Below are 25,894 nucleotides of genomic sequence, written 5' to 3' on the forward strand. Positions count from 1 at the left end.
AATGTCAGATTGAGTAGTCATTGCTTATTCTCCTGTTAATGGATTATAAGCAGTTACACAGTTTTTAGGAAACTCCCTGCTAATTCGTTGGTATCTCTAGTTTGTAATTCTTGTGGTACTTCTTGAGTTTGTTTATTCAAAGTAGATTGATGTATTTCTTTTAGTTTATCGTTTATCTTTACTCTACTTATTGTATTGAAGTCAAAAGAGTCGAGGTAACCAATAGTTGTTTGAATTGAGGAGTGCCCTAACATGAGCTGAATTTCGCGTAAAGTCACTCCACTGTCTAACATCTCACTAACAAAGGTTGGTCTAAATCTGCTTATTGTAAGAGTTAACGGCTCTCCTACATCATTCTTTAAGTTATATTTATCAACAAACTTAGATAGGCTATTATTTAAGGCTTTACTATTTTTTCCTTTATTTCCTAGTAGGGGAGATACTCTTCCATGACTTCTACGACCGTTTGATTTGTAAATAAACAACCTATCGCTGCATGTATCATTCTCTATGTCTTTTCGAATACCGCCAGTTAACTGCTTTAGTTCTTCGAAAATAAATTTTATCGACTTAGCTTGAGACGATGTGAGCCATGTCAGTTCTGTATTGAAAAGGTCGAGATGATACTCCTTATAGCCATCAGAGCGCTCTTTCCAATATCTAAGACAAGGTCGCGATGTTGCTGGATGAGATTCTAGATAATCGTTTACGTTGAGAGAAAGTAAAGAATCTGTATTTAAGCCTGTAATTTGAGCAAGCCTTAAGAGGTAGGGCGTTAGTATGTCCATATTTATCATTGGAGTAACACCCCATTCGTCATATATCTCGCTCAGTCCTTTGTCTGAACTGGCAGTAATGTTCAAGAAAGATTTCTCGATAGGGGATTCTGCTGTATGGTAATGGATTGGCTTACACCCCAAGGGGTTTTCAAACAGCCATCTCGCATTATCTAATGTAGAAAGGCCTCTTATTATACGACCTTTCTCATTCAAAGGATTTTTCCCTATACCAGTTTTTTTATAAGGTATGAGAGCTGCTCTAGATTAACACAATCCTTTTTCGATAGCATCTAATACCTGAATTCGCTCGTTCATTGTAAATGGCTTTTTCACGTCTGTTTCTCTACTTACAGCAAAGCCATTGATATCGAAAAAATTATATTCCAAATCCCGTACTTGGGTCAGCCTCCCCAGCGTTTTGCGTACTGAACTCAAAGCTGTATTCGCATGATGACTTGATATTTCTTTACTTATTATTTTTTTCTCTAAATATTTTCGATATCTAGATAGGAGATGCTCATCAAAAACTGTGACAATTTTTAAAGGTGAATTACCATATAGTTCAGATAAGAAATATATAAAGGAATTACTCGCAATTCTATAGTTACTCTTGCCTGATTCTGAAGAGACAGTTTTGCTAGTACAAGCAAACAGTTGCTCAACCTGAATAAACGGTTCTAGTTTTGAAGGAAAGAAGAAGTCATCAGCAGCATTTAACTCTCTGGCTGCCAGTCTATGAAAACGTTCTATCTGACTTTCACTATAGTTTTTTCTATTAACGTTCGCTTCACTTGTTCTTTCAGCAACGCTTTTATAATCTGGGTCAATAATTCCAAGTTTTTCAAGATCTTTGTGAATGAAGTCCCAAGCACTTCTAACAACATTAAATCTTAAAGAGGCTTTCGTTATAGGTAATTGTTCTGAAGACATTTTTCCTATCGAAATCTTATTACCAAAAATAGGTAAAGTATGCTTTTCTTTTTCAGATAACTGTCTGTACCAATTCAGTAGCTTCCTCCTGCTTTCGATGCCAGCAGCTTCATAGCTCCCATCTGGTATTACTAGAATCTCTTCTTTGATCATCTTCTCAATTACAGGATTCGTAAGGAACCTGTATTTTTGCGCAGTACAGTATGAGATACCTACAGCCCTTTGAATATATTGAACAGATACACCGAAACCTAAAGCACTATCAGACTTACTGGTTGGTACTTCCCACAGCGCTTCTGTATCTCTAACTGTTTTTGATACCCACTCTAAGATAGCAGATGCTTCGTCTCTAATAGGACGTTTTCTTGACTCGACTTTATTAAAACCGGCACTTATAATTCCCAGTCTACAGAGATCTTCATGAATCTCATCGATTGTTTTTGCTACCAATTCATATTGAGTTGCTAAAACATTCCAGTAGTCCTGCTCGTGTCCTATTGATTTGAAGCAAACGTTGTTTATAGATTTAGTCAAACGAGGAAGGTTTTTCTTATCACTAAAACTTAAATTGCTATACCAATATAATATTCTCTGTCGAGTTATATTTTCTCTACTAGAAGCTCCTTTTACGACAACCTTCATCTCAGCCATTTTCTCTATCAATGGAACGGTGAGGTGCTTTCGTCTATCAGCTTCATTGACCGTGATAGATGTCTCTTTCGCTAAAAATTTAGATGTGATATTGACGCCCCAAGGATCCTTGAAATGGCTGCTAAGTGGTAAGGATAAGAGTTGGTTTGGACTCTTTAATAAGCCCTCTACCCATGTACTTACCAATTGATCAGTGGCTATTCCGTCCTTTTTCATTTGATGTCCTTAATGCCAATTTTCAATTGTGTCTGTTCAGATAAGCGCCTCATCTTCTCAGCTCTAGTTAGTAAGTCCCCATTCTCATCACAAATAGTATTATAAATTTCCTGAGGAATGCTGGTATACATTTGGGTAGTACTGAGGTGGTTATGACCTAAGTTTTTTTGTACGATAACGAGCTGATCTAGGTAGTCGGATCCTAATTCATTTGATTGCAATATTGCATAGGCATTACCATGCCGTAGCTTGTGAGGAGAGATTATTCTATCGAGGCGACCTTTCTTTATTGCACGTTTGCTGATACGTTCAAGTAACTCGTTTATCGCTTTACGTGTATAAGGAGTACCTTTAGCATTAAAAAATGCTGGGGTTTCATCTGGATTTACATATTTGCGAGCATGTTTTTTGTAGAGCGGAGACGCATGATATTTCTGTATACGTTTAATGGTTGCCGAACTAACTAACGTCCATCGTGGTTTGATTTGATTTCCACGCCCCTTGCTACCTTTAATGGCTAAAGGTACGTAGTCTGCATGAATAGGTTGATCGGACTCTACTGAAATGAACTTTTCAGAGTTAAAGTTGACAGTATCTCTAAAATCTTTAAGAGTAACCCTGATCAACTCCGAACGCCTCACGCCAGAGTCATATAAAAACTGAAGTATTACTCGTTCTCGTTCTAATCGAGTAGATTGAATCAATATGAAAAGATCATCAAGAGTGCATGAAGTAATTGGTGTACGCTTTGGTAGTTTTGAAAAGTATCCATTACTATATGGATTATCCTCTCTAAGCGGCTGACGGTCTTCTGTGCGACTGCAGAGGAAATGGAGGAAAGCGTATATTGCTCCATCACGATTTCTAATAGTAGCTGAACTTCTATGTTCTTCAACACTTAAGAAGGTACAGTATTCCTGAATTACATACCCTGGGACTGTAATGAAGACCTCATCAGTTTCATCATCGCTATAGTCTGGACGACTACGGATATACTTTAAGAAGTAAGTTAGGTTTTTGCCATATGTATTTGCTGTTTCATGAGCAATCTTTTCGTGCTTGAATTGATATGATAGATACTCAGAGATAAGAGGGAGAATTTTACCACTATCATCAAATACACCAACCCCATTCACTTTGACTTTCTGATCCAGTAATAGGTCTGGTATTTCACTAATTAAATAAGATTTTGATAGGTCTAATTCTCTATTGGAACAAATCTTAATATCCATAATATAGGCCAAAGTAATACATAGATTAAATTGTATATCATATTATGCATTGACCTGATGTTCACTATAAGTATAGAGGAATGAGATGTTCCTAGGCTGCTAATAATTCATACTGTGAATTATCATTATAGGGGAATAATAGGAATAAGTCAGCCGAACGCTGATACAGCTGGCACGACAGCTTGTTGTCTGCGACAAAGAACTGAAATAATGTATGACATGGTGGTAGGGCTACTTGCTCTGCTTCACCTGGATTCCAGCCTGACACAATCAAGCGGCGCGAATTCGGATTGGTCTTTATCTGTTCAACGACCTGTGCGATTTGATCGACGCCATCAGCGTTATAACTGGCATCTTCATTTTTGGTCGCGCCATAGTTACGCCATTGATGCCCATAGATAGGACCCAAATCGCCAGCAGGTCTGTTAAAGCGCGCGGTCTGTTCTGCTGTCGCCCACTCATTCCAGATACGAACATTATTCTGTTGTAGATAGTCGACATGAGTGCTGCCACTCAAAAACCATAATAGCTCATAAGCGATAGATTTAAAGTGAACCTTTTTGGTCGTTAGCAGTGGAAAGCCATCTGCTAAGTCAAAGCGTAGCTGCGCGCCGAAATGGCTAAGCGTACCCGTACCAGTACGATCACCTTTTTCGGTGCCATTGTCGAGAACGTGGCGTAGCAAATCTAAATAGCCTTGCTCGTTATTACTTTGGATGCCATTGATCATAAAATGCTCTTTAGTTACTGCTGACAGCACATACAGGCTAGATGAATAGTCGATATATACACTGTCATTATTGAAAGTATTGCTAGGATAAGCGTTTTGATAGCATACCCTATTTTAAGTCATCAACCTTTATCACAAAAAGGTAGGCTTAATAAGCAGCTTGCTTACCCCAGTCGTAGATGCCGCGTTTATAGGCATAACCGATCAAGAACAGACCGATAATTATCATTGGGGCGCTTAGTATCTGACCTTTGGTCATCCAGCCTAGCAAGATGAATCCTTGGTCGATGTCTGGCTGGCGAAAAAACTCAATGATGAAACGGCTAAAGCCATAACCAAGCATAAAGACACCAGTCACTGCCATACGAGGACGGGGCTTTGATGAGTACCACCACAAGAATAGAAATAACAGCAGACCTTCTGCAAGGGCTTCATACAGTTGCGACGGGTGACGAGGCAACAGGTACTGGCCATTGACCTCAGTCATCAGGTCTTGTAGCGCAGGATTGGCTTGTAGCTGCTGCATATCAACGCTAGCGGCCTGCGGGAAGTAGGTCAACCAGTTATAGCCACCATCAGAGACGCGGCCCCATAGCTCGGCATTGATATAGTTACCAATACGTCCGAACAATAGACCAGTTGGCACACAGGGAACGACAAAATCGAGCACTTGGAAAGGTGTCTTTTTATATTTGCGGGCAAAATACAGCATACCCAACATGACACCAATCAGGCCACCATGGAATGACATACCGCCTTCCCAGACCTTGAACAGGTAGGCAGGGTTTTGGAGCAGTTCACCGAACTGATAAAACAATACATAGCCGACACGGCCACCTAATATCACACCAAGTGCGCCAAAAAACACTAGGTCAGAGACCATATCTGTCGTCCAGCCTTCACGCTTGGTACTGCGGTACCATGCCAGTCCGTAAGCGGCGGCAAATGCCAACAAATACATCAGCCCATACCAATGGACTTCGACAGGTCCAACTGCTAATGCTACAGGATCGTACTGAGGATGAATCATCATAAAGGCATCATAATATTGATAATAAAATGCTGACTATAATAGCAAATTTCGTTCGCTGGGCATACATAATTGCTCTAGTGCCAATCAGAGTGTATGAGTAATTTGATTCTTTGAGATGATACAGAATGTATAGGCTAAGAGTCAAAAAAGATAAGAAGTGAGGTGAAAAAAATGACTTTAATTAAGGAGTGTTTTCGTGATGATATGTAATCTTGGTAGCTATTAGCTTGAGATGAAAGTGCTATTTTTAGCATTATCGAGCGTTCACTACCAATTTGTATTATTACATCTATTATTAAAAGAAATTAGATGGCGACCAGATCTTGTACTTTGTTTTCGACCATCGTATCGCCTGCGCCTTGTGAGACTACCTTGCCGCGTGATAGTACCGTGTAATTGTCAGCAAGCTCTTCGGCAAACTCATAGAATTGCTCAACCAGTACAATGGCCATGTCACCTTTATCCGCTAGGTCACGCAGGACTCGGCCAATGTCTTTAATGATAGAGGGCTGAATACCTTCAGTTGGCTCGTCTAAAATTAACACAGTCGGTTCGGAGGCTAAGGCGCGTGCAATGGCAAGTTGCTGCTGCTGACCACCAGACAAATCACCGCCACGACGATGTTTCATCTCATCGAGTACGGGAAAAATATCATACAGATGCTTAGGTACGTGTTTGGCCTTACTGCGTGAAAACTTTGCCATACCAATTAATATGTTCTCTTCTACCGTCAGTGTCGAAAAAATATCGCGTCCTTGTGGTACATAAGCCAAACCTGCTCGGACACGTTGCTCTGGAGACATCTTGCTGATATCTTTATCATTGAGCAAAATCTCTCCTGATTTAATCGGTAGTATCCCCATCAGGCACTTAAGTAGCGTAGTTTTGCCCACGCCATTACGTCCAAGTACCACGCTGCATGCGCCTACAGGTGCTGTAAACGAGACATCTCGTAAAATATGACTGCCGCCGTAATACTGGTTGATATCGTTCACTTGTAACATGGCTGTCTCCTAAACTCTAAAACTTTTCTAATATTTCAAAGGGAATGTTCGTTTGGCTCGTCTAGATGATACGTTTAGCTATCGACCTAAGTAGGACTCAATCACTGCTTCATTGGCTTGCACTTCCGCTAACGTACCTTCGGCCAAAATCGCCCCTTGTGCCAATACTGTGACTTTTTCACTGATAGCATCGATAAAGGTCATGTCATGCTCAACTACTACTAAGGTATGATTCTTTTTAAGGCGTAGACACAGCTCAGCGGTATGTTCAGTTTCTGCATCAGTCATACCGGCCACAGGCTCATCAAGCAGAATTAGCTTGGGGCTTTGCATCAAAAGCATGCCAATCTCTAGCCATTGCTTTTGTCCATGTGAGAGCAAGCCAGCAGGTTTATTGATCTTATCGGTCAGGCGAATTTGTTGTAGGGTCGCGTCGAGGGTATCGCGAGTATCGGCATTGAGTTTGTTGAACAAGCTCTTGACCACACGTTTGTCTTTCGGCGCAGCAAGTAACAAATTATCCATCACCGTAAAGTTCTCAAAGACAGTAGGTTTTTGGAATTTACGTCCGATACCTGCTTCAGCGATTTGTTCGGTAGATAAGCTGGCAAGGTTGTGAGTCTGACCAAAAAACACGCTGCCTTCGGTAGGGCGGGTTTTACCTGTAATGACATCCATTAGTGTGGTTTTGCCAGCGCCATTTGGGCCGATGATACAGCGTAGCTCGCCTTCTTCGATATAGAGTGACAGATTGTTGAGTGCGCGAAACGAATCAAACCAAACGCTCACATCTTCTAAGTACAGAGCGATACCATGGCTAAAATCGACGCCTGATTTTTTTGGGTGACTGAGACCGTCACGTCCATCAGTATGATCATATTCGGATAGCGCTTTGGTCGATTGTTCAGTCGATGGTGATTTATTATTTAGCATTATTGTTTCTCCTTTTTGAATCGATCGAACAAGCCCATAATGCCATTGGGTAAAAACAACGTCACGACGACGAATAGCCCGCCTAATATCAATAGCCAAAATTCAGGGTAGGCGACCGTAAAGTAGGTTTTTACAGCGTTCACCACACCAGTTCCTAAGATCGCGCCAATTAAGCTTCCTCTACCACCAGTCGCTACCCAGACGGCTATCTCAATTGAGTTCACTGGGTTCATCTCACTCGGATTGATAATGCCGACTTGCGGCACATATAGCGCACCAGCGATACCAGCGATGACGGCGGATAATACCCAAGCGGATAGCTTGTACCACAACGTACGGTAACCTAAATACTGCAAGCGGTTTTCGCTGTCACGAATAGCACCGAGCACTCGACCATAAGGCTGATTCATTAAATGACGCAAACCCATATAAGAGACTAACAATGCTAAGGCCGTGACAAAGCACAGCATAGAGCGGGTAGAGGCAGCGGTAATGTCGTAGCCGAGAAGGGTAGTAAAACCAGTAAAGCCATTATTACCACCGAAGCCTGTCTCATTACGGAAGAACAGCAAGGCTGCTGCATAGACCATGGCTTGAGTGATGATAGAAAAGTACACCCCTTTGATTTTGGAGCGAAAGGCAAAGAAACCAAAGATAAAAGCAACTAAGCCAGGCACTAATACGACCAGTGCGACAGCCCACCAAAAATGCTGCGTGCCCGCCCAGTACCATGGCATTTCGGTCCAGCTCAAAAATCGCATAAAATCAGGAAGCGCATCGCCTGCTGTCTCACGTGTTAGGTACATGCCAAATGCATAACCACCCAAGGCAAAATACAAGCCATGTCCCAAGCTTAAGATACCGGCATAGCCCCAGACGAGATCTAGCGCCAAAGCCACCATCGCTAGTGCCATGATTTTGCCAATCAGGGTAATCCAGTAGGCTGAAAGGTGAAAGGCTGAAGTCTCCGGCATAAGGTGTAGCCAAGGTAATATAAGCAGTACGGCAAAACATAATCCAATTAAAAAAGCACTACGCGGTGTATCAGACAGTAATTTGGTCAGTATCATAGGAATCTCCTTATTCGACAAAGCGGCCTTTGAGTGCAAATAAACCTTGTGGCCGTTTCTGAATAAACAGAATCACAAGAACCAACAATACAATCTTAGCCAGTACTGCACCGATACCAATCTCAAGTACCGTACCGCTCACACCAAGTCCTAAGGCGGCCAATACTGCGCCCCATACTTGACCGACACCGCCGACGACGACGACCAAAAACGTATCAATGATATAGGTTTGTCCCAGATCAGGACCCACGTTGCCGACTTGGGCAAGGGCGCAGCCAGCCATACCAGCCAGTCCAGAGCCCAACCCAAATGCCATCATATCGATACGTGCAGAGGGGATACCGACAGCACGTGCCATTTGACGGTTTTGGGTAACGGCTCTTATAAACAATCCAAAGCGCGTTTTGTTGAGTAAGTACACCAGTAGTGCCACGACAATGACGGTAAAGCCAATAATGGCAATACGGTTATAAGGCAGTACGAGACTTGAGGACACCTGATATGCGCCGCTGAGCCACGCCACGTTACTGACTTCAACGTTCTGCGCACCAAAAATCATCCGTACCAACTGCATCAATATTAAGCTTACGCCAAAGGTAGCTAATAAGGTCTCTAGCTCACGACCATATAGTGGACGAATCACGATACGTTCAATAATCATACCGATGACAGCGCTGACTAAAAAAGCAGCTGGAATAGCAGCAAGCAAATACCAACCTGCCATATCTGGCATATAAGCTTGAAAGAAGTTTTGAACCATATAAGTGGTATACGCGCCAATCATGATTAGCTCACCGTGCGCCATATTAATCACGCCAAGCAAACCAAAGGTAATGGCGAGACCAAGCGCGGCGAGCAGTAAAATACTGGCGGTACTCATACCGGTGAAGATATGGCCCGTCCAGGTGCTGATTTCGATACGCCGTGACACGCTATCTCTTGCATCGATAAGTGCAGCTTTGAGCGAGGAATCTAAGCCATCAGCCGCGAGGGCAGACTCGATATCGACCAATACTTGTGGGTTATCACTATCAGTGAGTAGATTGACCGCTGCAATCTGAGTGGGCAGGTCGCCGTTTTTAAAATCAATACGAGCTTGTAGTGCCGTTAGTGCCTTTTTGACTTTAGCGCTATCCTCATTTGCCGCTGCTGTCGCAATAATGGCTGGATCTACTTGGTCAATATTGTCGGCCAAAATCTCTACAGCCTGTAGGCGCTGTGCTGGCTTGTCAGATGCTAGTTTTACCTTGGCTTGACCAAAGATGAGCGCTGAGCGTAGGGCATTGGTCAGGGTAATTTGTGATAAATCACTTGGCCAATCGTCAGTCTTTTTTTTATCAGGATAAGTAAACAGCTGGTCATCTTTATTCAGTAGATACGTTTGTCCACCATTGCCTTGATATAGCTCATCATTGGCAATAAATTCAACCAAACTATCTAAACTCTCAACGGATCCTGGCCAATCACTTAGCATAGCTTGACGCTTACTAAAATCACCTGCCACGAATTGTTGAATGGCATCACCTGAGCTTGTAGTTGCTGTTGAGGTATCCGAGGTGGCTTGAGTAGAAGTAGATACGTTCGCAGTCGTGACCAGTGATTGCTCACTATGAACGGTATTCGTATCGTGGTCATGTATCTGACCATTATGATCCGCATACGCTGTGGTGGTGAAAATTGTTATGCATAATGCCATCAATGCAAGTAATCGCAGAGGCGCATGAATTGAAAAACGAGCCGTATGCTGCATGACTTCACTGGCTGATGCTTGGGGGTTACTACCATTTTTGGACGATGTTTGCCCTACAAACGGGCGTAAAGTATGGTGCTGCATGTGCGGCTCCCTGTTTTTCACAGACAACAAACCTTTAGATTCTACCGCTTAGCGTTTTAAGCGATAGAAGAGTTGATAAGGTTTGGTGTTATTTAAAAGTTAAGAATAAGTGTGAAAAGTAGGCGTTAGGACGGTTATTGGTATCGTTTATCCATCCGCCTACTTTTCAGTTACTATATACGTGCTTTTCAGTACTGATTTATTTAGGGATAGCCTATTTAGGAATGTACTCGCTCCATGGCTGGGCTTGGATAACTTCTGGCGTTTTGAAAATCGTATCAAACTGTCCGTCGGCACGAATTTGACCAATCATGACAGGCTTCCATAGGTGATGGTTTTCTTCATCCATTTTTAATGTATAGCCAGAAGGTGCGTCGAACGTTTGTCCCGCCATGCTAATACGTACTTTATCGACATCAGTCGTACCGGCTTTTTCGACAGCTTGCTTCCACATGTTGATACCGACATAAGTCGCTTCCATTGGATCATTGGTCACGACTTTTTCAGCATTCGGTAGTTTTTGGTCCAATGCATACTGCTTATAGCGTTTGGTGAAGGCACTGTTGGTTGGGTTTTTGATCGACATAAAGTAGTTCCACGCCGCCAAATGCCCTTGTAGCAGACTGGTATCGATACCGCGTAGCTCTTCTTCACCGACAGAGAATGCCATGACTGGAATGTCTGACGCTTTGATACCTTGGTTCGCTAGTTCACGATAGAACGGAACGTTTGAATCGCCATTGATGGTCGAGATAACCGCGGTCTTTTTGCCCGTTGAGAACTTTTTAACGTTAGATACGATGGTTTGATAATTGCTGAAACCAAATGGCGTGTACTCTTCCATGATGTCTGCATCAGCCACGCCTTTTGATTTCAAAAATGCTTTTAAAATCTGGTTGGTGGTGCGTGGATAAACGTAATCAGTACCTAACAACACAAAGCGCTCTGCACCGCCGCCTTCTTCACTCATCAAGTACTCTACTGCCGGAATAGCTTGCTGATTTGGTGCCGCACCAGTATAAAAGATGTTTTCTGACTGCTCTTGTCCTTCGTACTGTACTGGATAGAACATCAACCCGTTCAACTCTTCAACTACAGGCAACACGGATTTGCGTGATACCGATGTCCAACCACCAAAGATGACATCTACTTTGTCTTGAGTGAGCAGCTGACGGGCTTTTTCGGCAAACAATGGCCAATCAGAAGCAGGGTCGACGACTACTGGTTCTAGTTGCTTACCGAGTACACCGCCATTGGCATTGATCTCATCAATGGTCATGAGTGCCGTGTCTTTTAGAGAAGTTTCAGAGATGGCCATGGTGCCAGATAGCGAATGTAAGATGCCCACTTTGATCGTGTCGCCATCAGCGGCAGGGGTAGTCGTTGTCTCTGTATTTGTTTCGGCTGTTGTCTCTGTGGCTGTCGCGGTTTCGGCAGGCTTTTGACAGCCCGCGAGACTCAAGCTACCAACGACAGCAATCGCTAATAATGAGAAGCGTGATTTGATTTTGCCGTGCATATGAGTCTCAACAAATTGAGGATTGGCTAAAGTTGGTAACGAAAACATGGACATCTCCTAAATAAACACAAAAGATAAAATATGGCTCCTGAACATTTATTAAGCGTTCAAGTTCCGTGCCAAGTTAAAAAAGCCAATAATCGAGTAATAATTGAGCAATAATTAGGTTCTGATTAATATATTCATTAATTTAGTGCAGGATGGCTAATAAACTGCACCATAAAGGGGAGATGAACAAAAAAATGGTGCAATACAGAAAACCAAATTTTTAAAATTGAAGAGCTACCATATTAAGAGATTTATCGATAAGGCGATTTTTACTAAAAATGCTGTCTGCCAAAAGCATTTATTGCCAAAGACCTGTAAAACGGCTACGGTAATCTCTCTAAGATAGTTACTATTTTGCGCGTTGAGCCAATGCGTAGCTGCCATGATGGATTGTACTGCTAAGGAATGATGTATGAACGCACAATTAACGGATTCGCCTGTCTCAACAGGCCATGGCAGCGTATTACCGCCGCTTAATCAAATAACTAAATTTGCTATCCTGCCATTTGTACTTGGTAGTAGTGCTATTTTGGGATTGTCTTCGGCAAAGGCAGCCACCAGTAGTGTCGAGCAAGTGACTATTTATCAAGGGCTGGCAAGCGTGACGCGCGCATTACCAGTCACAGGTAGCGGTGAGCAAACGGTAGTGTTTTCGTGCCTGTCACCTTATATGGATAAAGAAAGTCTAAGCGTACAAGCGACGAATAATGTTAGCGTTGGGGAAGTCAGTATCGAAGAGCTGACAGGTGAGCAGGCAGCCCAGTGTCAGTATCAAGGTGATGCCAAGGTACAGACGCAGCAAAATACTCTAGCTAGTATTAATGCGGAATTAGAAGCAGCACGGTTAGCAAAGGCCTACTTGCAGAATTTGACCAAAGCCACGCAAGTCAATACAGACAGCACAATTGCCAATAATGCACACGACATAGAAACGCAAGCAACCGGTATTAATCAAAAAATTTTAGAGATTCAACAGCGACAAGCGCGTGCCCAAGGCGCCCTTAATCAACTGATGGCAGGCAGTGCGACATTAACATTTAACAAAGTGACACAGGTGAGTGTGCGCACGGCCAGTCGCACGCCAAGTACCCTTAAATTGCACTACCAAGTGCGCGGTGCAGGTTGGGAGCCTGCGTATCAAGCGCGTCTAAATACGAATAGCGAGCAGTTAAGTATCACGGCCTCTGCGATTATCGCCCAGCAAACGGGCGAGAATTGGACCAATGTACCTTTGACGCTCAGTACCGTGAACCCCAACCAGAGTACGACAGGGCAACTGCCGTATGTGCAGCGTCTGTCATTATATGAAGAGAATCAAGATGCTAAGGTTAGGCGTGAGTCACCTATGATGGATGCTGCTCCTGTTATGATGGCAGAAGCGGCTTACACCAAAGGAGCAGGAGTTAGTATGGCACCGCTACCGAATTTCACCGTCAGTAGCCAGAATAAAAATGGCATCATCGAGTATCGCTTACCGCAGCTGGTCAGTATTCCAAGTGATGGCAGACGAGTACGTACTGTCATTGGCGAGCAGTCTGGCAGCAGTAAGCTGTGGGTTCGTAGTACCCCGAGCGTTGAGACAGCCGCCTACTGGTATGCTTCAGCACCGTTTCTGACCCCAGACTGGGTCGATGGGGCGCTACAGCTGTACCGTGATGACAATTATGTTGGACAATCGCGCTATAACTATCAAATGCTAAAAGAGCAGGGGATTGGTTTTGGTCGTGATCCTAGCATGATGGTCAAAGCGCTAATCAATGAAGACAAGCAAGGGGAAAAAGGCGTGCTCAACCGCACACAAACCTTAACAACGACTAAGGCCTATCAATTTACCAATCAGCATAACCGCACTGTGCGCCTGCAAGTATTGGGGAGCGAGCCTATCAGCCGTGATGACAGCTTGAAAGTTACAGTCACGCATACGCCGCTTGTGACCGAGCGAGATTGGAATGACAATCAAGGCATAGTGGCATGGGAATTTGACTTACCAAGTAAACAATCACAAGTAATACGTTCAACCTCCCAGATTAGTTATCCTGCCAATAAATTACTGACTGGCAATTAATAATTACTATCTATAAAAGCTACCTTATCAATAGGTAAAGTCTGAAATAATATCTTTGCCTCTATTAAGAATTACCCGCATAACGAAAATTATTATAAAAGGAAAGCTATGTGTATTGTCGCTATTGCTTGGCAATTATTTGATGAGTTACCACTGGTACTACTGTCTAATCGTGATGAGTTTTTGCAGCGCCCAACTGAGCCGCTCCACCAGTGGTCTGACCAACCTATCTATGCTGGACGCGATAAACAAAGCGGTGGTACGTGGTTAGGCATTCATCAGCAAGCATCGCCAGCGCAGAGTCCAGAGTATTATGAACAGAATGGTCGTTGGGCTGCAGTATTAAATTTCCGTGATGGGGTGCAAGCAAGCAGTGATGAGCGATCGCGAGGCGCACTGGTCACTGAATTCTTGACAGGGACTCTAAGTCCGATGGATTTTGCACGGCAGATTGATTTGCAAGATTATGCGGGTTTTAATCTGATCATTGGTGACGCTGCGCAAGCTGTAATCGTCAATAATCGCGGTCATGCACCCACGCCATTGTATTCAGGTCTACATGTTATCTCTAATGGTCAACCAGAGGACAGTTGGTTTAAGACAGAGCGGTTGCGCGGGCGACTACGTCAAGAGGTGCTGCCATTGATTGCAGAGGATAGCTCACCTGCGTACTGGCAAGCGGCGGCTTTTAGTGTCTTGTCAGATAGTACCAAAGCACCAGAAGACAGACTGCCTGTTACTGGCGTGGCATTTGAAGTGGAGCAGATGTTATCGTCTGTTTATATTGAACCCGTCGCTTTTGGCGATACTGATAGTAGCAAACCTACGTATGGTACTCGCACCCAAAGCATCTTAACGTTGCGCAAAGAGAGAGATACGGGAGCAAACTACACGGCGAATATTATTAGCCGTGAGTTTGACAATCATTCAAAGTGACCGTTAAGAGATAATAAAAAACACCCACGGTAATTGCTAATATTCTAGCGACTATCGTGGGTGTTTTGCATCGTACTATTAAGTGACTCATTACATAAGCAAATGATTATTTTGCTCAGGAATGATCAGCTCTTGCTTTAGGGGGAGTTCGCGTACCAATTCTTGTAAGGCACGACGATAAACGCCTCGTTTAAAGTGAATCACTTGTCCGAGTGGATACCAGTAGCTGACCCATTGCCAATGGTCAAATTCAGGTTTCCCTTCATCAAAGCGGATATGTTGAGTATTTGGCTCATCTAAGCGTAGCAAAAACCATTTTTGTTTTTGCCCAATACATAAGGGATGCTGACCATGACGTACATAACGTTTTGGCAAACGATAGCGCAACCAGTCTTGCGTGACTGCCAATAAGTCTACGTGACGCGGATGTAAGCCGACCTCTTCCCAGAGCTCGCGATACATTGCATCCATCGGCGTCTCCCCGCGGTCGATACCACCCTGCGGAAATTGCCAAGCGTTGTGACCAATACGTTTTGCCCACAGAACCTGCCCTTGTGTATTTGCCAAGATGATGCCGACGTTGGCGCGAAAGCCGTCTGCATCTATCATGACTAAACCTTTTAATTTGTTTAAAAATAGCTTGTTTTGACTTGAAACCGTGACAGCAATCGTAATTATTATAAGGTGATTGTTATCGATATCCGCTCAAAACAAGATTCATTACCGTTATTAAACCAAGAAACAAGCAAAATGTGTAACAGTATTTTGCTATAAAATGTTTCACGAGCTTTACCTTTTAAAATCAACTATTTATAAGCAGACTTTTGTAGGGTTTTATACGGAATTTTTAGGCAAGTGTTGAAGAGTAGTAATAGGCGGATGAACATACATTATTTAATAAACTGTCGAAGTCCACTATTGCGATATTTATAAAGTGATAAAAGCACAGATTTCACTGGCGAGCTAGCAGCAAAACAATGAGCCTATAAAATCTTGCTTTGGCTTATGCTACACTAGCTGGGCAATATATCATTCACACAATAATAATAGGCAATACGCCATTTAAAATAAGGAACATCTACAATGTCAGAATCAAAAGCAAGCGTCATATGGCAAGAGAACAAAGCGTTTATGGGTGTGTCACCATCAGGACATAATGTACAAATCGATGCTGATAAAGAGAAAGGCTCAAGCCCAATGGAGCTGATTTTGCTAGGACTAGGTGGTTGCGCCAGTTATGATGTCGTAGAGATTTTACAAAAATCACGCCAAGCAGTGACGGATGTACGTTGTGAGCTAACCGCCCAGCGCGCTGAAACCGTACCAGCGGTCTATACCGATATTCATATGCATTTCGTTGTCACTGGTCAAGGTGTCAAAGAAAAACAAGTCGAAAAAGCCATCCAGTTATCAGCAGAAAAATACTGTTCTGCCAGCCGTATGTTAGTAGCAGGTGGGGTCAATATCACCCATGACTTTGAAGTGGTTGCAGGCTAGGGACTTATATAATGATAAGTGCATTCTTTGAGTTGGTAACTGACAAAGTGGCGTCAGCCATTTTGGCTATGGTGGTAGCAAGCCTACTGCCATGGGCGGTGTCAATCGTTGCAAAAGTATCTGGTGGCTTTAGAATCAGAAATAATGCACATCCTCGCGAATTTTTTCAAAATGCGACAGGGATGGCGGCACGTGCTGATGCTGCACAAAAAAACAGCTATGAGACTTTGCCGGTATTTTTGGCGGCAGTGCTGGTGGCTATGCTGTTCTTTGTACCACAATCGATTATCAACGTATTGGCTTGGCTATATGTGATCATTCGGATTGGTTATTGCACCGCTTATATCACCAACTTATCGACGTTTCGCTCTATCCTTTGGGTATTATCAATGGCATGTTGTCTAATGCTATTTTATTTAGCGATACGAGTCAGCGTCTAGTAAAACTAACTGTAACTGCCAAAATGCTCAAATACAAGCAGGTGATTAATTTCGTACGCTTGCTTGTAGTGCGCTAATAATTACCGCTTTATTTTTCTCTCGTTTGATACCTTCCCACACTGTTTGCGCCTCAACATAGCCTTTGGTGAGCATACCTAGCCATTGCTTATAGCGTCCAACCAATACCACGTCGTTATTTGCCTCACCTTCCAAAAACTTAATCTGATGGGCAATCAAATCTTGCCATAATAATGTAGCCGTATTCTCTACGCTATCAGTACTGTTTTTAGTATCATTATCAACCTGTGCCACTAAATCAGGACGCGTTACTGCGCCGCGACCTAACATCAAATGCGGTGTACCTGCTTGCGTCATACAATTTTGCGCATGTTCAATGTTCCAAATTTCTCCATTGGCAATGACTGGAATATCGAGCGCATTAAAACTTTGAATTTTGTCCCAATAGGCGGGCGGCTTATATCCTTGGGTCTTAGTGCGTGCATGAATGGTTAGCCAGTCGGCACCACTTGCGGCAATTGCGCCGCGAATATCATCCATTCGACTGGTATCGGTATAGCCCAAGCGAATCTTAGCTGATACTGGTATGTGAGCGGGAACGGCTTGACGTACGGCACTGATAATCTGATACATTGTTTCAGGTTCATCTAACAATACAGAACCACCACGATGGCTGTTGACCGTTTTTGCAGGACAGCCAAAATTGATATCAATCGCAGGTGCACCAAGCTCGCAAGCATAAGTGGCGTTTTCTGCCATCAGCTGCGCTTCGCTACCCAAAATCTGTATATGAATGGGCGTACCAGAGGCTGTTTTGGCATCATGATGTAGCTCAGGCACATATTTATAAAACACATGCGCAGGCAAGACGTGCTGAGTGATGCGAATAAACTCACTGACTGACCAATCATAAGGACGACCCAAGTCAGACGCAATTTGGGTTAAGATTTGGCGCATTAATGGATCGGTCAAGCCCTCCATAGGTGCGAGCAAACGCACGGGAGCTGCAAATAACTGATTGATAGTATTTTGACGCGTTTGAAGTTGCTGGCTATTATTCATGCTGGTGATTCACTGCTAAAGGGTCGTTATAAGAGAGATTGAATAAAACTTGAGTCTGACAGAGGTGTAGGGTAATTAGGTATTACCAAAAATCACTTTTTTGCCCGTCTGCAATCCTGATATCAAGTCTTTAATATTATGAATATCCAAATTGCTTTGCGCACGAGTACAGGCAACGTAGAGCAAACGCAACTCTTCTGGACTGATCTTGACTGCATTGGTTGTCACATCGTAGTAAAAATCATCATCTAGTTGTACTTTTCCCCATTCAAGCCCTTTGGCTTTATGAGCAGTAGAGATGACATAGTCAGCGTTTTCAATGCTAGTCAGACTATTGACCGCTTGGCTTAGTACATTAGTACCATGGTCATCGACCAGTTTGACCAGTGTTTTGAGGTCGCTACCCTCATTGGTTTCGGCGTACTCTTGCACATCACCCCAATTATAAAAATAAGCCAGCTCAGGTACACCGTAAGCCGATTTACCATTTTTTAAGTTTTCGGCTGCCTGACAGAATTTGAGCATACGGTCGGTATCCGCTTGTAGCGCCACGCGATGCCCGTGTTTTAATCCTGTCAACAGTTGCGACATAGCAGCAGCATTGGTACGGCACAAAATAGCATCTTTCTTACTGTGTACCATGCCCTTATCGGTAGAGGATTGCTTGTTTGGATTACCCTTTAGCGGTACGTCTTCTTGTAGCGCTTTTAATAAGGTATTGGCCACTTCTGCAATCGGCTCGCCAAAGCGAAAAGACTGTGTCAATAATGTCTGCGGTAGCGGCAGTTTTTTCATCGCATTGACCGCACCGCGCCATTCATAAATCTGCTGGTGTGCATCGCCCACATAGATGACTTGTCTCGACTGCTGAGTCAAGATACCCATCATCAAGGGATCGGCATCTTGGGCTTCATCAAATAAGATAAAGTCCGCTGGAATACTGGGCTTAGACAACGCCCAAAGCTTGAGATAAATATCATGGCCAATACCAGCAGGGTGACGCGCATCAATCGACTGTAACCAGCGCTGCTCAACAGCGGGGTAGAGCATCTCGCGCAGCTGCTCTGCATCTGAGTCATCGAGCCAACTTGGGAAGAGTATGTGCCTTGGCGCAGGGTAGCTGGCATGCGTGCTGCAAAAATTACTTACCGCATCGCTGACGAACCGAGACAATCGTGCGGGTGTCAGCGTAATGTATTTATTAACCCCATCCATTTGTCGACGTACTTGTACAGGCTGTAGTCCTAAATCATCACCGAGACGCTTAGGTGAAAATCGTGGCAAAGATAGCTTGGCGGTAATATCACGAGCAACATGACGATAAGCTAGTGAATGAAAAGTACGGCATTCTACATGCGGCGGAAACTTTGAACGAGCATCATTGGCGATCGCTTTGTTAAAGGCCAGATACAGTCCTCGGCCACGTAAGCGCTCACCGATTAGCTTGAGCGTCGTTGTCTTACCGGCGCCCGCATAAGCAACCACTTTAAACGACTTGTGATCCATCGCCATATTCAGCGCGCTCAGCTGCTCGTCAGTGGGATCGCTCATATAAGCTGGCATAGATGCGGACATAATAAAGCTACCTAAATACAAAAATTGATTAAAAACAAAAGGGGCAAAAAAAGCCACTGGGTAAACAATGGCTTATAGATGATGGTGATGCTAAAGCGTGATAGTAAGCAATCAGCTTACTAATGAGGCAAGAATAAAACGGTGTAATGGTAGTTTAACGCATAGCTATATGTAATCAATAACTTTATTTTAGTCTGGATTAGACTGATAAGTGTTTTATTCTTTGTCTGTCGATATGAGAGTAGGACTGGGCTCTTCTTTGATTAAAATCTTCGCCAAAAACAAACCAAGCTCAAACAACAACCACATCGGAATCGCCAACATGAGCATCGATACGCCATCTGGCGGCGTGACAACGGCAGCCACAGCAAAACAGCCCACAATGATATAACGACGCTTTTCTTCTAAGCTCTGAATGGAGACAATACCTGCCAATATCAATAGCAAAGTGACAACTGGAATCTCAAACGTTAAGCCGAATACCATAAATAATTTTAAGGCAAAACTGAGATAGCTGTCGATATCTGTCATGGGTAGTACGTTTTGCGGGGCAAACATGATAAAGAACTTTAAGACCCCTTTGAGCACAATAAAGTAAGAAAAAGCCACACCAGCATAAAACAAAAATATAGAAGATAGCAGTACTGGAATAGCAATTTTCTTTTCTTTTTTATACAGACCGGGCGCTACAAATGACCAAATTTGATAAAGGATATAGGGCATCGCCAAAAATGCAGCTGCAAATACGGTCAAACGTATCGGCGCCATAAAGTTCGATGTGATATCGGTGGCAATCATGGTCGAATTGGCGGGTAACTGCGCCACCAACGGGTCAGACAACAAGTTATATAGCTCACGCGAATAGCCGACCAAACCTAAAAATATTATCAGTACCGCCACGCATATTTTGATCAAATGCCGACGCAGCTCAATCAAATGCTCGGTAATAGGCATATCAGCCAAAGGGCTTAAGACGTCATCTGATTTTTTATCTTGAGTGGTATTGGTCGTTGCTTCAGTCTCTTGATCAATAACATCTTGGTCAGTAATGGCAGAAACAGCGATTTTCTCTTGACGACTTTTTTTGCGCTTGAATAATGGCATCAATCAGTCTCCTGCTTATGGTCAGAAGTCTGCATGTTGGCAGGACTGTTGAGTAGGGCGTCAGCTTTATAATTTGGCACATATGGCGGCATTGGGAGCCGACGTGCTTTGTCATAAGCGCCAAGTCGAAACCACATGTTTTCCCATGGACGGGTAGTGATGGTCTGAACAACTGGCATTGCCTTGGCGTTGTCACTCACATTTGCATTATCTACATTTGGATCATTTATATTGTCACCGCTGTGACCGCGCTTCGATAATTGACCATTTTCTATTGTATTTGGCTGCTCGTTAGTGGCATAAGCATAGTCGAATGCTTTTGGCGTGGTTGGTTGCTGCTTTTGTGTGCGGCTATTTTTATGAGCTTCGTCACTCTTGCTATTTTCAGCATTCGTAGATGCTTCAGAAGCTATCGAAGCAGGACTATGTGAGCTTTCAAAAGCTTTCATATTACCGCGCATTTCAGCCATTTCACGCCTCATTTCAGCTTCGGTCTGGCGAATTTTGGCGAGCTCTTTTTGCATTTGCTGACGTGTCTCAGCCAAGTCAAGCTCAGCCTCTATTTCAGACTGCAATGTTGAGACTGTACGGCGAATTTTGGCGTACCATTGCCCAGCCATGCGCGCTGCCTGCGGCAGTTTTTCTGGGCCCAGTACGATTAGGGCGATAACGCCAAAGAGAAGTAGTTCAGAAAACCCGATATCAAACATAATGGTCCGATGTCACTGTTTAGATGCTATACGTTATGCTTATCATCAACCTTGGTGGTTGAGCGTTCTTCAGTGTGTGCCGTTGCATCGTGGTCAAGAACCGCGTGTTTTTTGGCATGCTCTGTATTTTCATCTTTAACCGCTTCTTTAAAGCCTTTGACAGCACCGCCCAAATCTTTACCAGCATTTCTGAGTTTTGAGGTGCCAAACACGACAACGACAACGACCAATAGTATCAGCCAATGTGTAATAGAAAAACTACCCATAATGGTATCCTTGTGACCTGGTTTTGTGACTTGGATTTTAGTCTTTATATGCCTGCTGTTAGTTTGCAAAAAGGTCTATCTAGCAAACAAAAAGCATCGACATATAATGCGAGATAAAACAGAGCTATATTATAACCTGCACTTATTACAAATAGGTGAAAGCAACAATAATCAAATAAAATAGACGTTTATTTTTTATTTGGGCTTATCTAGCGGCTTTTTCATCGATACCGGACAACCCAAAACGTCTGCCTAGCTCGTTTAACACGGCATCCGACTCTATATCAAACCATGCCAGCCCAACCAAGGTATGGAACCAGACATCGGCGACTTCATAGATCAGCTCATGACGCGCCTCATCATAGCTGGCTTTGTCTGCAACCTCATCACAGTTAGCAAAATCTTTGGCAGCGATGATACTCTCTGTGCTCTCTTCACCAACTTTTTCTAATATCTTATTTAATCCTTTGGCGTACAGACTGGCGACATAAGAGCTGTCGGCATCGGCTTGTTTGCGCTCTGCCAATACGTTATCAAGCTGCTGCAATACAGAGGCTTTATCGACTTGTGCTTGAGCAATATTAGATTGTGCTTGGATAGTATCAGAGTCAGTATTCGCGCCAGTGTTTTCAGTTTCATGAGTGTCGCTAGTAGATTCATGAGAATGATAAATATCCGCAGGGTCTTTTAATACTTTATCGACGGTCTGCCATTCAGGCGTTTGACCTGATAAATCCAACCGCTGATAAAAGCAAGACTCACGTCCTGTATGGCAAGCAATGCCACCAGCCTGAGTGACGCTAAGCACAATCACATCTGCATCACAGTCTAGACGAATATCATGCACAGTTTGCGTATGACCTGATGACTCACCTTTATGCCACAGCTTGGCACGCGAGCGTGAAAAATAAACCGCTGTTTGTGTTTGTGCAGTGAGCTGTAATGCTTCTGCATTCATCCACGCCATCATCAAAATACGACCTGTTTGATGATCTTGAGCAATTGCAGGAATCAAACCATCATCATTAAAAGTTACGGCAGTCAGCCAAGCAGGTAAAGTCATAATGTATTTGTCGTCTTATAGGTAGAAAGTGAAAAAGAGTGATAAGCAATTATACTACTTATGATTAAAGCGGGGAGATTATCTGAAATGCTCTGCAATATGATGTCAACTAAATGTGCTATAGAGTGCAACTATGCTAAATGACAGCATACTATTGATAATAAGCGATTCTACAGTCTAAATAAATGCGGATACAACGCTTCTTTAATCGTATTATCAAGCTTGGTCACTTTATTGAGGTTAAAGTCGTAACCTCGAAAGTGCTGGCGTGCTTTTGCTACTATCTCGCCCGTATGCATCCGCGTGACCTTTAGGATTATATTACCGCCATTATCATATATTGGCTCAACACCAACTTCAAATAATAGCTCTTCTCGTACGCGGATACGGCTCACAATATCTAGCTGCAATTTATCAATAATCAAGCCTTGATGGTCTGCGTTGATTTCTTTGACCCCTTTAGCGTATAGAAATCTTAGCCGTGCTTCGGACAATAGCGCTGTCAGAGATTCTACCGTCATATGCTGTCCTGCGTCGGCTTCCGTATGACGTACACGCATCACTGTCTCAAAAACAAACAAGTCGTCGTCGAATACTAACTCTTGTTTTGACACACTATCTCCTAGAGTGATGGCCAAAGATTGTTCTACTTATCGTGCTGTAGGTTGGCAGCATTGTTATCATTATGACTATACATTACAGCGTAAATACTCATGGTGAATAAGTGGGTTTTAATAGGGTTTATATAAAGATATAGCTCAGTCTCTACTTAAGCACAGCTTAGGCTGACATTCAATCTATTTGGATAAAAATCAGCCATTTTATTAAGGCTTTTAAGAGAGCTGCTATCGCTTATTTGATGCTGATTACTTGTCTATATTGACTACTAAAACCTCGCCAAAACTTTACTTGGCAAAACAAGGCACTATCTGCTAAAATAGCGCCTCCCACCTCGAGGCAAATAGAGGTTTAGTGGTTATTTATATAACGATTATTCAGCATGACTATTTGACGACCAGGTTCTAAAACAGAAAAAGAGGCAAATCATCATGAAAGTTAAGATGAAAACCAGAAGCGGCGCAGCTAAACGCTTCAAAAAAACAGCGAATGGCTTCAAGCGTAAGCAAGCATTCAAAAGCCATATTTTGACCAAGAAATCAGCTAAGCGTATTCGCCAATTGCGTGGTCTTAAGTTGGTGCACAAGTCTGACGAAGCAGCAGTTCGTCGTATGTGCCCATACATTTAATAGCCTACCGTCATCTATCTTTGATTGAAAATATTTGACTTTGCAATCTGACAATGATGTTTGTTATTTGACAGCATCATCACTCGCTTAACAGTGATTAAAAAATCTTGGAGTAAATTATGGCCCGTGTAAAACGTGGTGTACAGGCAAATCGCCGTCACAAAAAAATCTTAAAGCGCGCAAAAGGCTACTATGGTGCCCGTTCACGTGTTTACCGCGTAGCGGTACAGGCAGTGACCAAAGCTGGTCAATATGCTTATCGTGACCGTCGCAACAAGAAACGTACTTTCCGTCGTCTTTGGATCGCACGTATCAATGCTGGTGCACGCTTAAACGGCTTAAGCTATAGCCGCTTCATCAATGGCATGAAAAAAGCAAACATCGCAATCGATCGTCGCGTTCTAGCAGACATCGCTATGCATGATGCAGCGACTTTCACAGCATTGGTCGAAAAAGCAAAAGCGGAATTGGCCTAAATATTAACCGTCCTTTAGGTATGATGCTTTTAAATAATTATTTATAAGCAATTGTCTAAATGGATAGGACTAATATTGATTAATAGTATGATATTAATAAAAGCTACCGCTGGTCGGTGGCTTTTTTTATATTAAATTATTTTAAGCGTGCTTTATATTGAACTTTATTGAGTAAAAATACGCTTATCATCGTCTAAATATTCAAGCCATTCTTATAACCAGCCTTTATATTAATCTTTTATATAAACATAGCTGGATAAATGGTTTGCAATATTTGGTCAAATCCCTACAATTAATAGTCCGTTCAAATCAGGAATAATGCGTCTTATGACTAACCCTGCTGCCACCAACGACTTGTCGGCGCTACCGACCTTGTCTTCAGAGCTTAATGAGCTTAACGAAGCTCAGCTTACCGAATTTGCGAGTGCTGCTGAAGCTCTAATCCTACAAGTAACTGATGCGCGTACACTGCAAGATTTGCGTGTGCAATTGACTGGTAAAAAGAGTCCGTTAACGGGCTGGTCAAAGCAGATGGGCAAGCTCGATGCTGATGATAAAAAAACTTATGGCGGCTGGTTGCATCAAGTGCGTAGTCGCATTCAGCAAGCACTGACAGACCAGCAGCAGCAACTAGAAGTCGCAGCGCTCAATGCCAAGTTGGAGGCCGAGAGCATTGATATTACCTTGCCTGCTCGCGGTGGTCAAAAAGGTCATCTGCATCCAGTAACCATGATTACTCAGCGTATGCAGCAGTACTTTATTCAAGCGGGCTTCAATGTCGCAACCGGTCCTGAAGTTGAGAGCGACTACTATAATTTTGAAGCGTTGAATATCCCGTCGCACCATCCTGCGCGCGCGATGCATGACACCTTTTATTTTGATGCGCATTATCTATTGCGTACGCATACCAGTCCTGTCCAGATTCGTACCATGGAAAAAAATGAGCCGCCGATTCGCATCATTTGCCCAGGCCGTGTTTATCGTAACGACTCAGACCAAACTCATTCGCCGATGTTCCATCAGCTAGAAGGTCTCATGGTCACCGAGTCGAGTACTTTTGCTGAGCTAAAAGGCTTAATCAGTGAGTTTCTAGAAGCGTTTTTTGCCAAAGAGCTGACCGTACGTTTCCGTCCTTCATTTTTCCCATTCACTGAGCCGTCTGCAGAAGTGGATATTTTAGATGATAACGGTAAGTGGCTTGAAGTGATGGGCTGCGGCATGGTACATCCACAAGTATTGACTAATTGCGGTATCGATAGCGACAAATACACTGGCTTTGCTTTTGGTATGGGTATCGAACGCTTTGCGATGCTGTATTACGGTATTGATGACTTGCGCTTGTTTTTCCAAAATGACGTGCGCTTCTTAAAGCAATTTGGCTAGAGTTTTTTTTATAGCTATATAGTCAGTTCAAGATAATTTAGATCCAAGGAAAGTGAGTGAAAGTACTACAAAT

At 43.2% G+C, this 25,894-nt stretch carries 23 protein-coding genes and 2 pseudogenes; 7 read left to right on the forward strand and 18 right to left on the reverse strand.

All coding sequences use genetic code 11. From position 1 onward, the window contains the following. Window positions 1-53: 53 nt before the first annotated feature. From I3254_RS05125 to urtA, 10 genes and pseudogenes are all read right to left on the reverse strand, one after another. The gene (locus I3254_RS05125) at window positions 54-992 is read right to left on the reverse strand and encodes a site-specific integrase (RefSeq protein WP_238051875.1); all 939 of its coding nucleotides are present in this window, start codon (window positions 990-992) and stop codon (window positions 54-56) included. Window positions 993-1,043: 51 nt separating this feature from the next. Beyond that, entirely contained in the window at window positions 1,044-2,576 is a 1,533-nt protein-coding gene (locus I3254_RS05130) for a hypothetical protein (RefSeq protein WP_238051877.1), read from the reverse strand. After that, a complete protein-coding gene (locus tag I3254_RS05135) occupies window positions 2,573-3,808 on the reverse strand; it encodes a tyrosine-type recombinase/integrase (protein WP_238051878.1) in 1,236 nt (411 codons plus the stop codon). Before I3254_RS05135 ends, I3254_RS05130 begins: the two co-directional genes overlap by 4 nt. A 100-nt stretch (window positions 3,809-3,908) precedes the next feature. Continuing rightward, a pseudogene (thyA, locus tag I3254_RS05140) lies at window positions 3,909-4,538 on the reverse strand (thymidylate synthase); the annotation flags it as partial. Window positions 4,539-4,686: 148 nt separating this feature from the next. Next, a complete protein-coding gene (gene lgt / locus I3254_RS05145) occupies window positions 4,687-5,571 on the reverse strand; it encodes a prolipoprotein diacylglyceryl transferase (RefSeq protein ID WP_057761969.1) in 885 nt (294 codons plus the stop codon). Window positions 5,572-5,876: 305 nt separating this feature from the next. Continuing rightward, window positions 5,877-6,575 (reverse strand): urea ABC transporter ATP-binding subunit UrtE, encoded by a 699-nt coding sequence (gene urtE, locus I3254_RS05150; RefSeq protein WP_057761967.1) that lies wholly within the window; start codon window positions 6,573-6,575, stop codon window positions 5,877-5,879. A gap of 78 nt (window positions 6,576-6,653) precedes the next feature. Continuing rightward, window positions 6,654-7,400: pseudogene (gene urtD, locus I3254_RS05155) on the reverse strand (urea ABC transporter ATP-binding protein UrtD); the annotation flags it as partial. Between the two features lie 107 nt (window positions 7,401-7,507). Continuing rightward, window positions 7,508-8,578 carry an urea ABC transporter permease subunit UrtC gene (gene urtC, locus I3254_RS05160; RefSeq protein ID WP_238051881.1) on the reverse strand — a complete coding sequence of 357 codons (1,071 nt, stop codon included), beginning with the start codon at window positions 8,576-8,578 and terminating at the stop codon, window positions 7,508-7,510. A 10-nt stretch (window positions 8,579-8,588) separates the two neighbouring features. Continuing rightward, window positions 8,589-10,328 carry an urea ABC transporter permease subunit UrtB gene (gene urtB / locus I3254_RS05165; protein ID WP_238051942.1) on the reverse strand — a complete coding sequence of 580 codons (1,740 nt, stop codon included), beginning with the start codon at window positions 10,326-10,328 and terminating at the stop codon, window positions 8,589-8,591. Between the two features lie 298 nt (window positions 10,329-10,626). Next, window positions 10,627-11,931 (reverse strand): urea ABC transporter substrate-binding protein, encoded by a 1,305-nt coding sequence (gene urtA, locus I3254_RS05170; RefSeq protein WP_102092144.1) that lies wholly within the window; start codon window positions 11,929-11,931, stop codon window positions 10,627-10,629. A 460-nt stretch (window positions 11,932-12,391) separates the two neighbouring features. Here urtA and I3254_RS05175 point away from each other — a divergent pair, with 460 nt between their 5' ends. Both I3254_RS05175 and I3254_RS05180 read left to right on the forward strand, forming a co-directional pair. Continuing rightward, window positions 12,392-14,044: a DUF4139 domain-containing protein gene (locus I3254_RS05175; RefSeq protein WP_238051882.1), complete on the forward strand. Its 1,653-nt coding sequence runs from the start codon at window positions 12,392-12,394 to the stop codon at window positions 14,042-14,044. A 108-nt stretch (window positions 14,045-14,152) separates the two neighbouring features. Further along, window positions 14,153-14,980: an NRDE family protein gene (locus I3254_RS05180; protein ID WP_238051884.1), complete on the forward strand. Its 828-nt coding sequence runs from the start codon at window positions 14,153-14,155 to the stop codon at window positions 14,978-14,980. 90 nt (window positions 14,981-15,070) lie between these two features. Here I3254_RS05180 and I3254_RS05185 read toward each other — a convergent pair whose 3' ends face one another. Then, window positions 15,071-15,589, reverse strand: coding sequence for an RNA pyrophosphohydrolase (locus tag I3254_RS05185; RefSeq protein WP_057761956.1), 519 nt, complete (start codon window positions 15,587-15,589; stop codon window positions 15,071-15,073). A 474-nt stretch (window positions 15,590-16,063) separates the two neighbouring features. Between I3254_RS05185 and I3254_RS05190 the strand changes: the two genes are divergently transcribed. Together I3254_RS05190 and I3254_RS05195 are read left to right on the forward strand one after the other, a co-directional pair. Next, window positions 16,064-16,477 carry an OsmC family protein gene (locus I3254_RS05190; RefSeq protein ID WP_102078166.1) on the forward strand — a complete coding sequence of 138 codons (414 nt, stop codon included), beginning with the start codon at window positions 16,064-16,066 and terminating at the stop codon, window positions 16,475-16,477. A gap of 14 nt (window positions 16,478-16,491) precedes the next feature. Continuing rightward, complete coding sequence (locus I3254_RS05195) at window positions 16,492-16,917, forward strand: MAPEG family protein (protein WP_238051944.1); 426 nt, start codon at window positions 16,492-16,494, stop codon at window positions 16,915-16,917. A 45-nt stretch (window positions 16,918-16,962) separates the two neighbouring features. On the opposite strand, the gene I3254_RS05200 is transcribed toward I3254_RS05195, so the two are convergent. The 7 genes from I3254_RS05200 to I3254_RS05230 all read right to left on the reverse strand — a co-directional run bounded on the left by I3254_RS05200 (window position 16,963) and on the right by I3254_RS05230 (window position 23,329). Beyond that, window positions 16,963-17,997 carry a tRNA-dihydrouridine synthase gene (locus I3254_RS05200; RefSeq protein WP_238051886.1) on the reverse strand — a complete coding sequence of 345 codons (1,035 nt, stop codon included), beginning with the start codon at window positions 17,995-17,997 and terminating at the stop codon, window positions 16,963-16,965. A gap of 75 nt (window positions 17,998-18,072) precedes the next feature. Further along, a complete protein-coding gene (locus I3254_RS05205) occupies window positions 18,073-19,572 on the reverse strand; it encodes a UvrD-helicase domain-containing protein (protein WP_057761950.1) in 1,500 nt (499 codons plus the stop codon). A gap of 216 nt (window positions 19,573-19,788) precedes the next feature. Further along, window positions 19,789-20,676 carry a twin-arginine translocase subunit TatC gene (gene tatC, locus I3254_RS05210; protein WP_238051891.1) on the reverse strand — a complete coding sequence of 296 codons (888 nt, stop codon included), beginning with the start codon at window positions 20,674-20,676 and terminating at the stop codon, window positions 19,789-19,791. After that, window positions 20,676-21,386, reverse strand: a complete 711-nt coding sequence (tatB, locus tag I3254_RS05215; RefSeq protein WP_238051893.1) for a Sec-independent protein translocase protein TatB — start codon at window positions 21,384-21,386, stop codon at window positions 20,676-20,678. The genes tatC and tatB overlap by 1 nt, the downstream gene beginning before the upstream one ends. A 26-nt stretch (window positions 21,387-21,412) precedes the next feature. Next, window positions 21,413-21,652 carry a Sec-independent protein translocase subunit TatA gene (gene tatA / locus I3254_RS05220; RefSeq protein ID WP_057761945.1) on the reverse strand — a complete coding sequence of 80 codons (240 nt, stop codon included), beginning with the start codon at window positions 21,650-21,652 and terminating at the stop codon, window positions 21,413-21,415. A 205-nt stretch (window positions 21,653-21,857) separates the two neighbouring features. Further along, on the reverse strand, window positions 21,858-22,715 hold the full coding sequence (hisIE, locus tag I3254_RS05225; RefSeq protein ID WP_201580085.1) for a bifunctional phosphoribosyl-AMP cyclohydrolase/phosphoribosyl-ATP diphosphatase HisIE: 858 nt from the start codon (window positions 22,713-22,715) through the stop codon (window positions 21,858-21,860). A 170-nt stretch (window positions 22,716-22,885) separates the two neighbouring features. Further along, window positions 22,886-23,329, reverse strand: coding sequence for a thioesterase family protein (locus I3254_RS05230; RefSeq protein ID WP_102093896.1), 444 nt, complete (start codon window positions 23,327-23,329; stop codon window positions 22,886-22,888). A 435-nt stretch (window positions 23,330-23,764) separates the two neighbouring features. On the opposite strand from I3254_RS05230, the gene rpmI reads away from it, so the two are divergent. The 3 genes from rpmI (at window position 23,765) to pheS (ending at window position 25,821) form a co-directional block, all read left to right on the forward strand. Next, a complete protein-coding gene (gene rpmI, locus I3254_RS05235) occupies window positions 23,765-23,962 on the forward strand; it encodes a 50S ribosomal protein L35 (protein ID WP_057761939.1) in 198 nt (65 codons plus the stop codon). A gap of 119 nt (window positions 23,963-24,081) precedes the next feature. Then, entirely contained in the window at window positions 24,082-24,438 is a 357-nt protein-coding gene (rplT, locus tag I3254_RS05240; RefSeq protein WP_011281252.1) for a 50S ribosomal protein L20, read from the forward strand. 327 nt (window positions 24,439-24,765) lie between these two features. After that, on the forward strand, window positions 24,766-25,821 hold the full coding sequence (pheS, locus tag I3254_RS05245; protein ID WP_101204929.1) for a phenylalanine--tRNA ligase subunit alpha: 1,056 nt from the start codon (window positions 24,766-24,768) through the stop codon (window positions 25,819-25,821). Window positions 25,822-25,894: the final 73 nt, after the last annotated feature.

The organism is Psychrobacter sp. Ps2, from assembly GCF_022129405.1.
Classification (GTDB): Bacteria; Pseudomonadota; Gammaproteobacteria; order Pseudomonadales; family Moraxellaceae; genus Psychrobacter.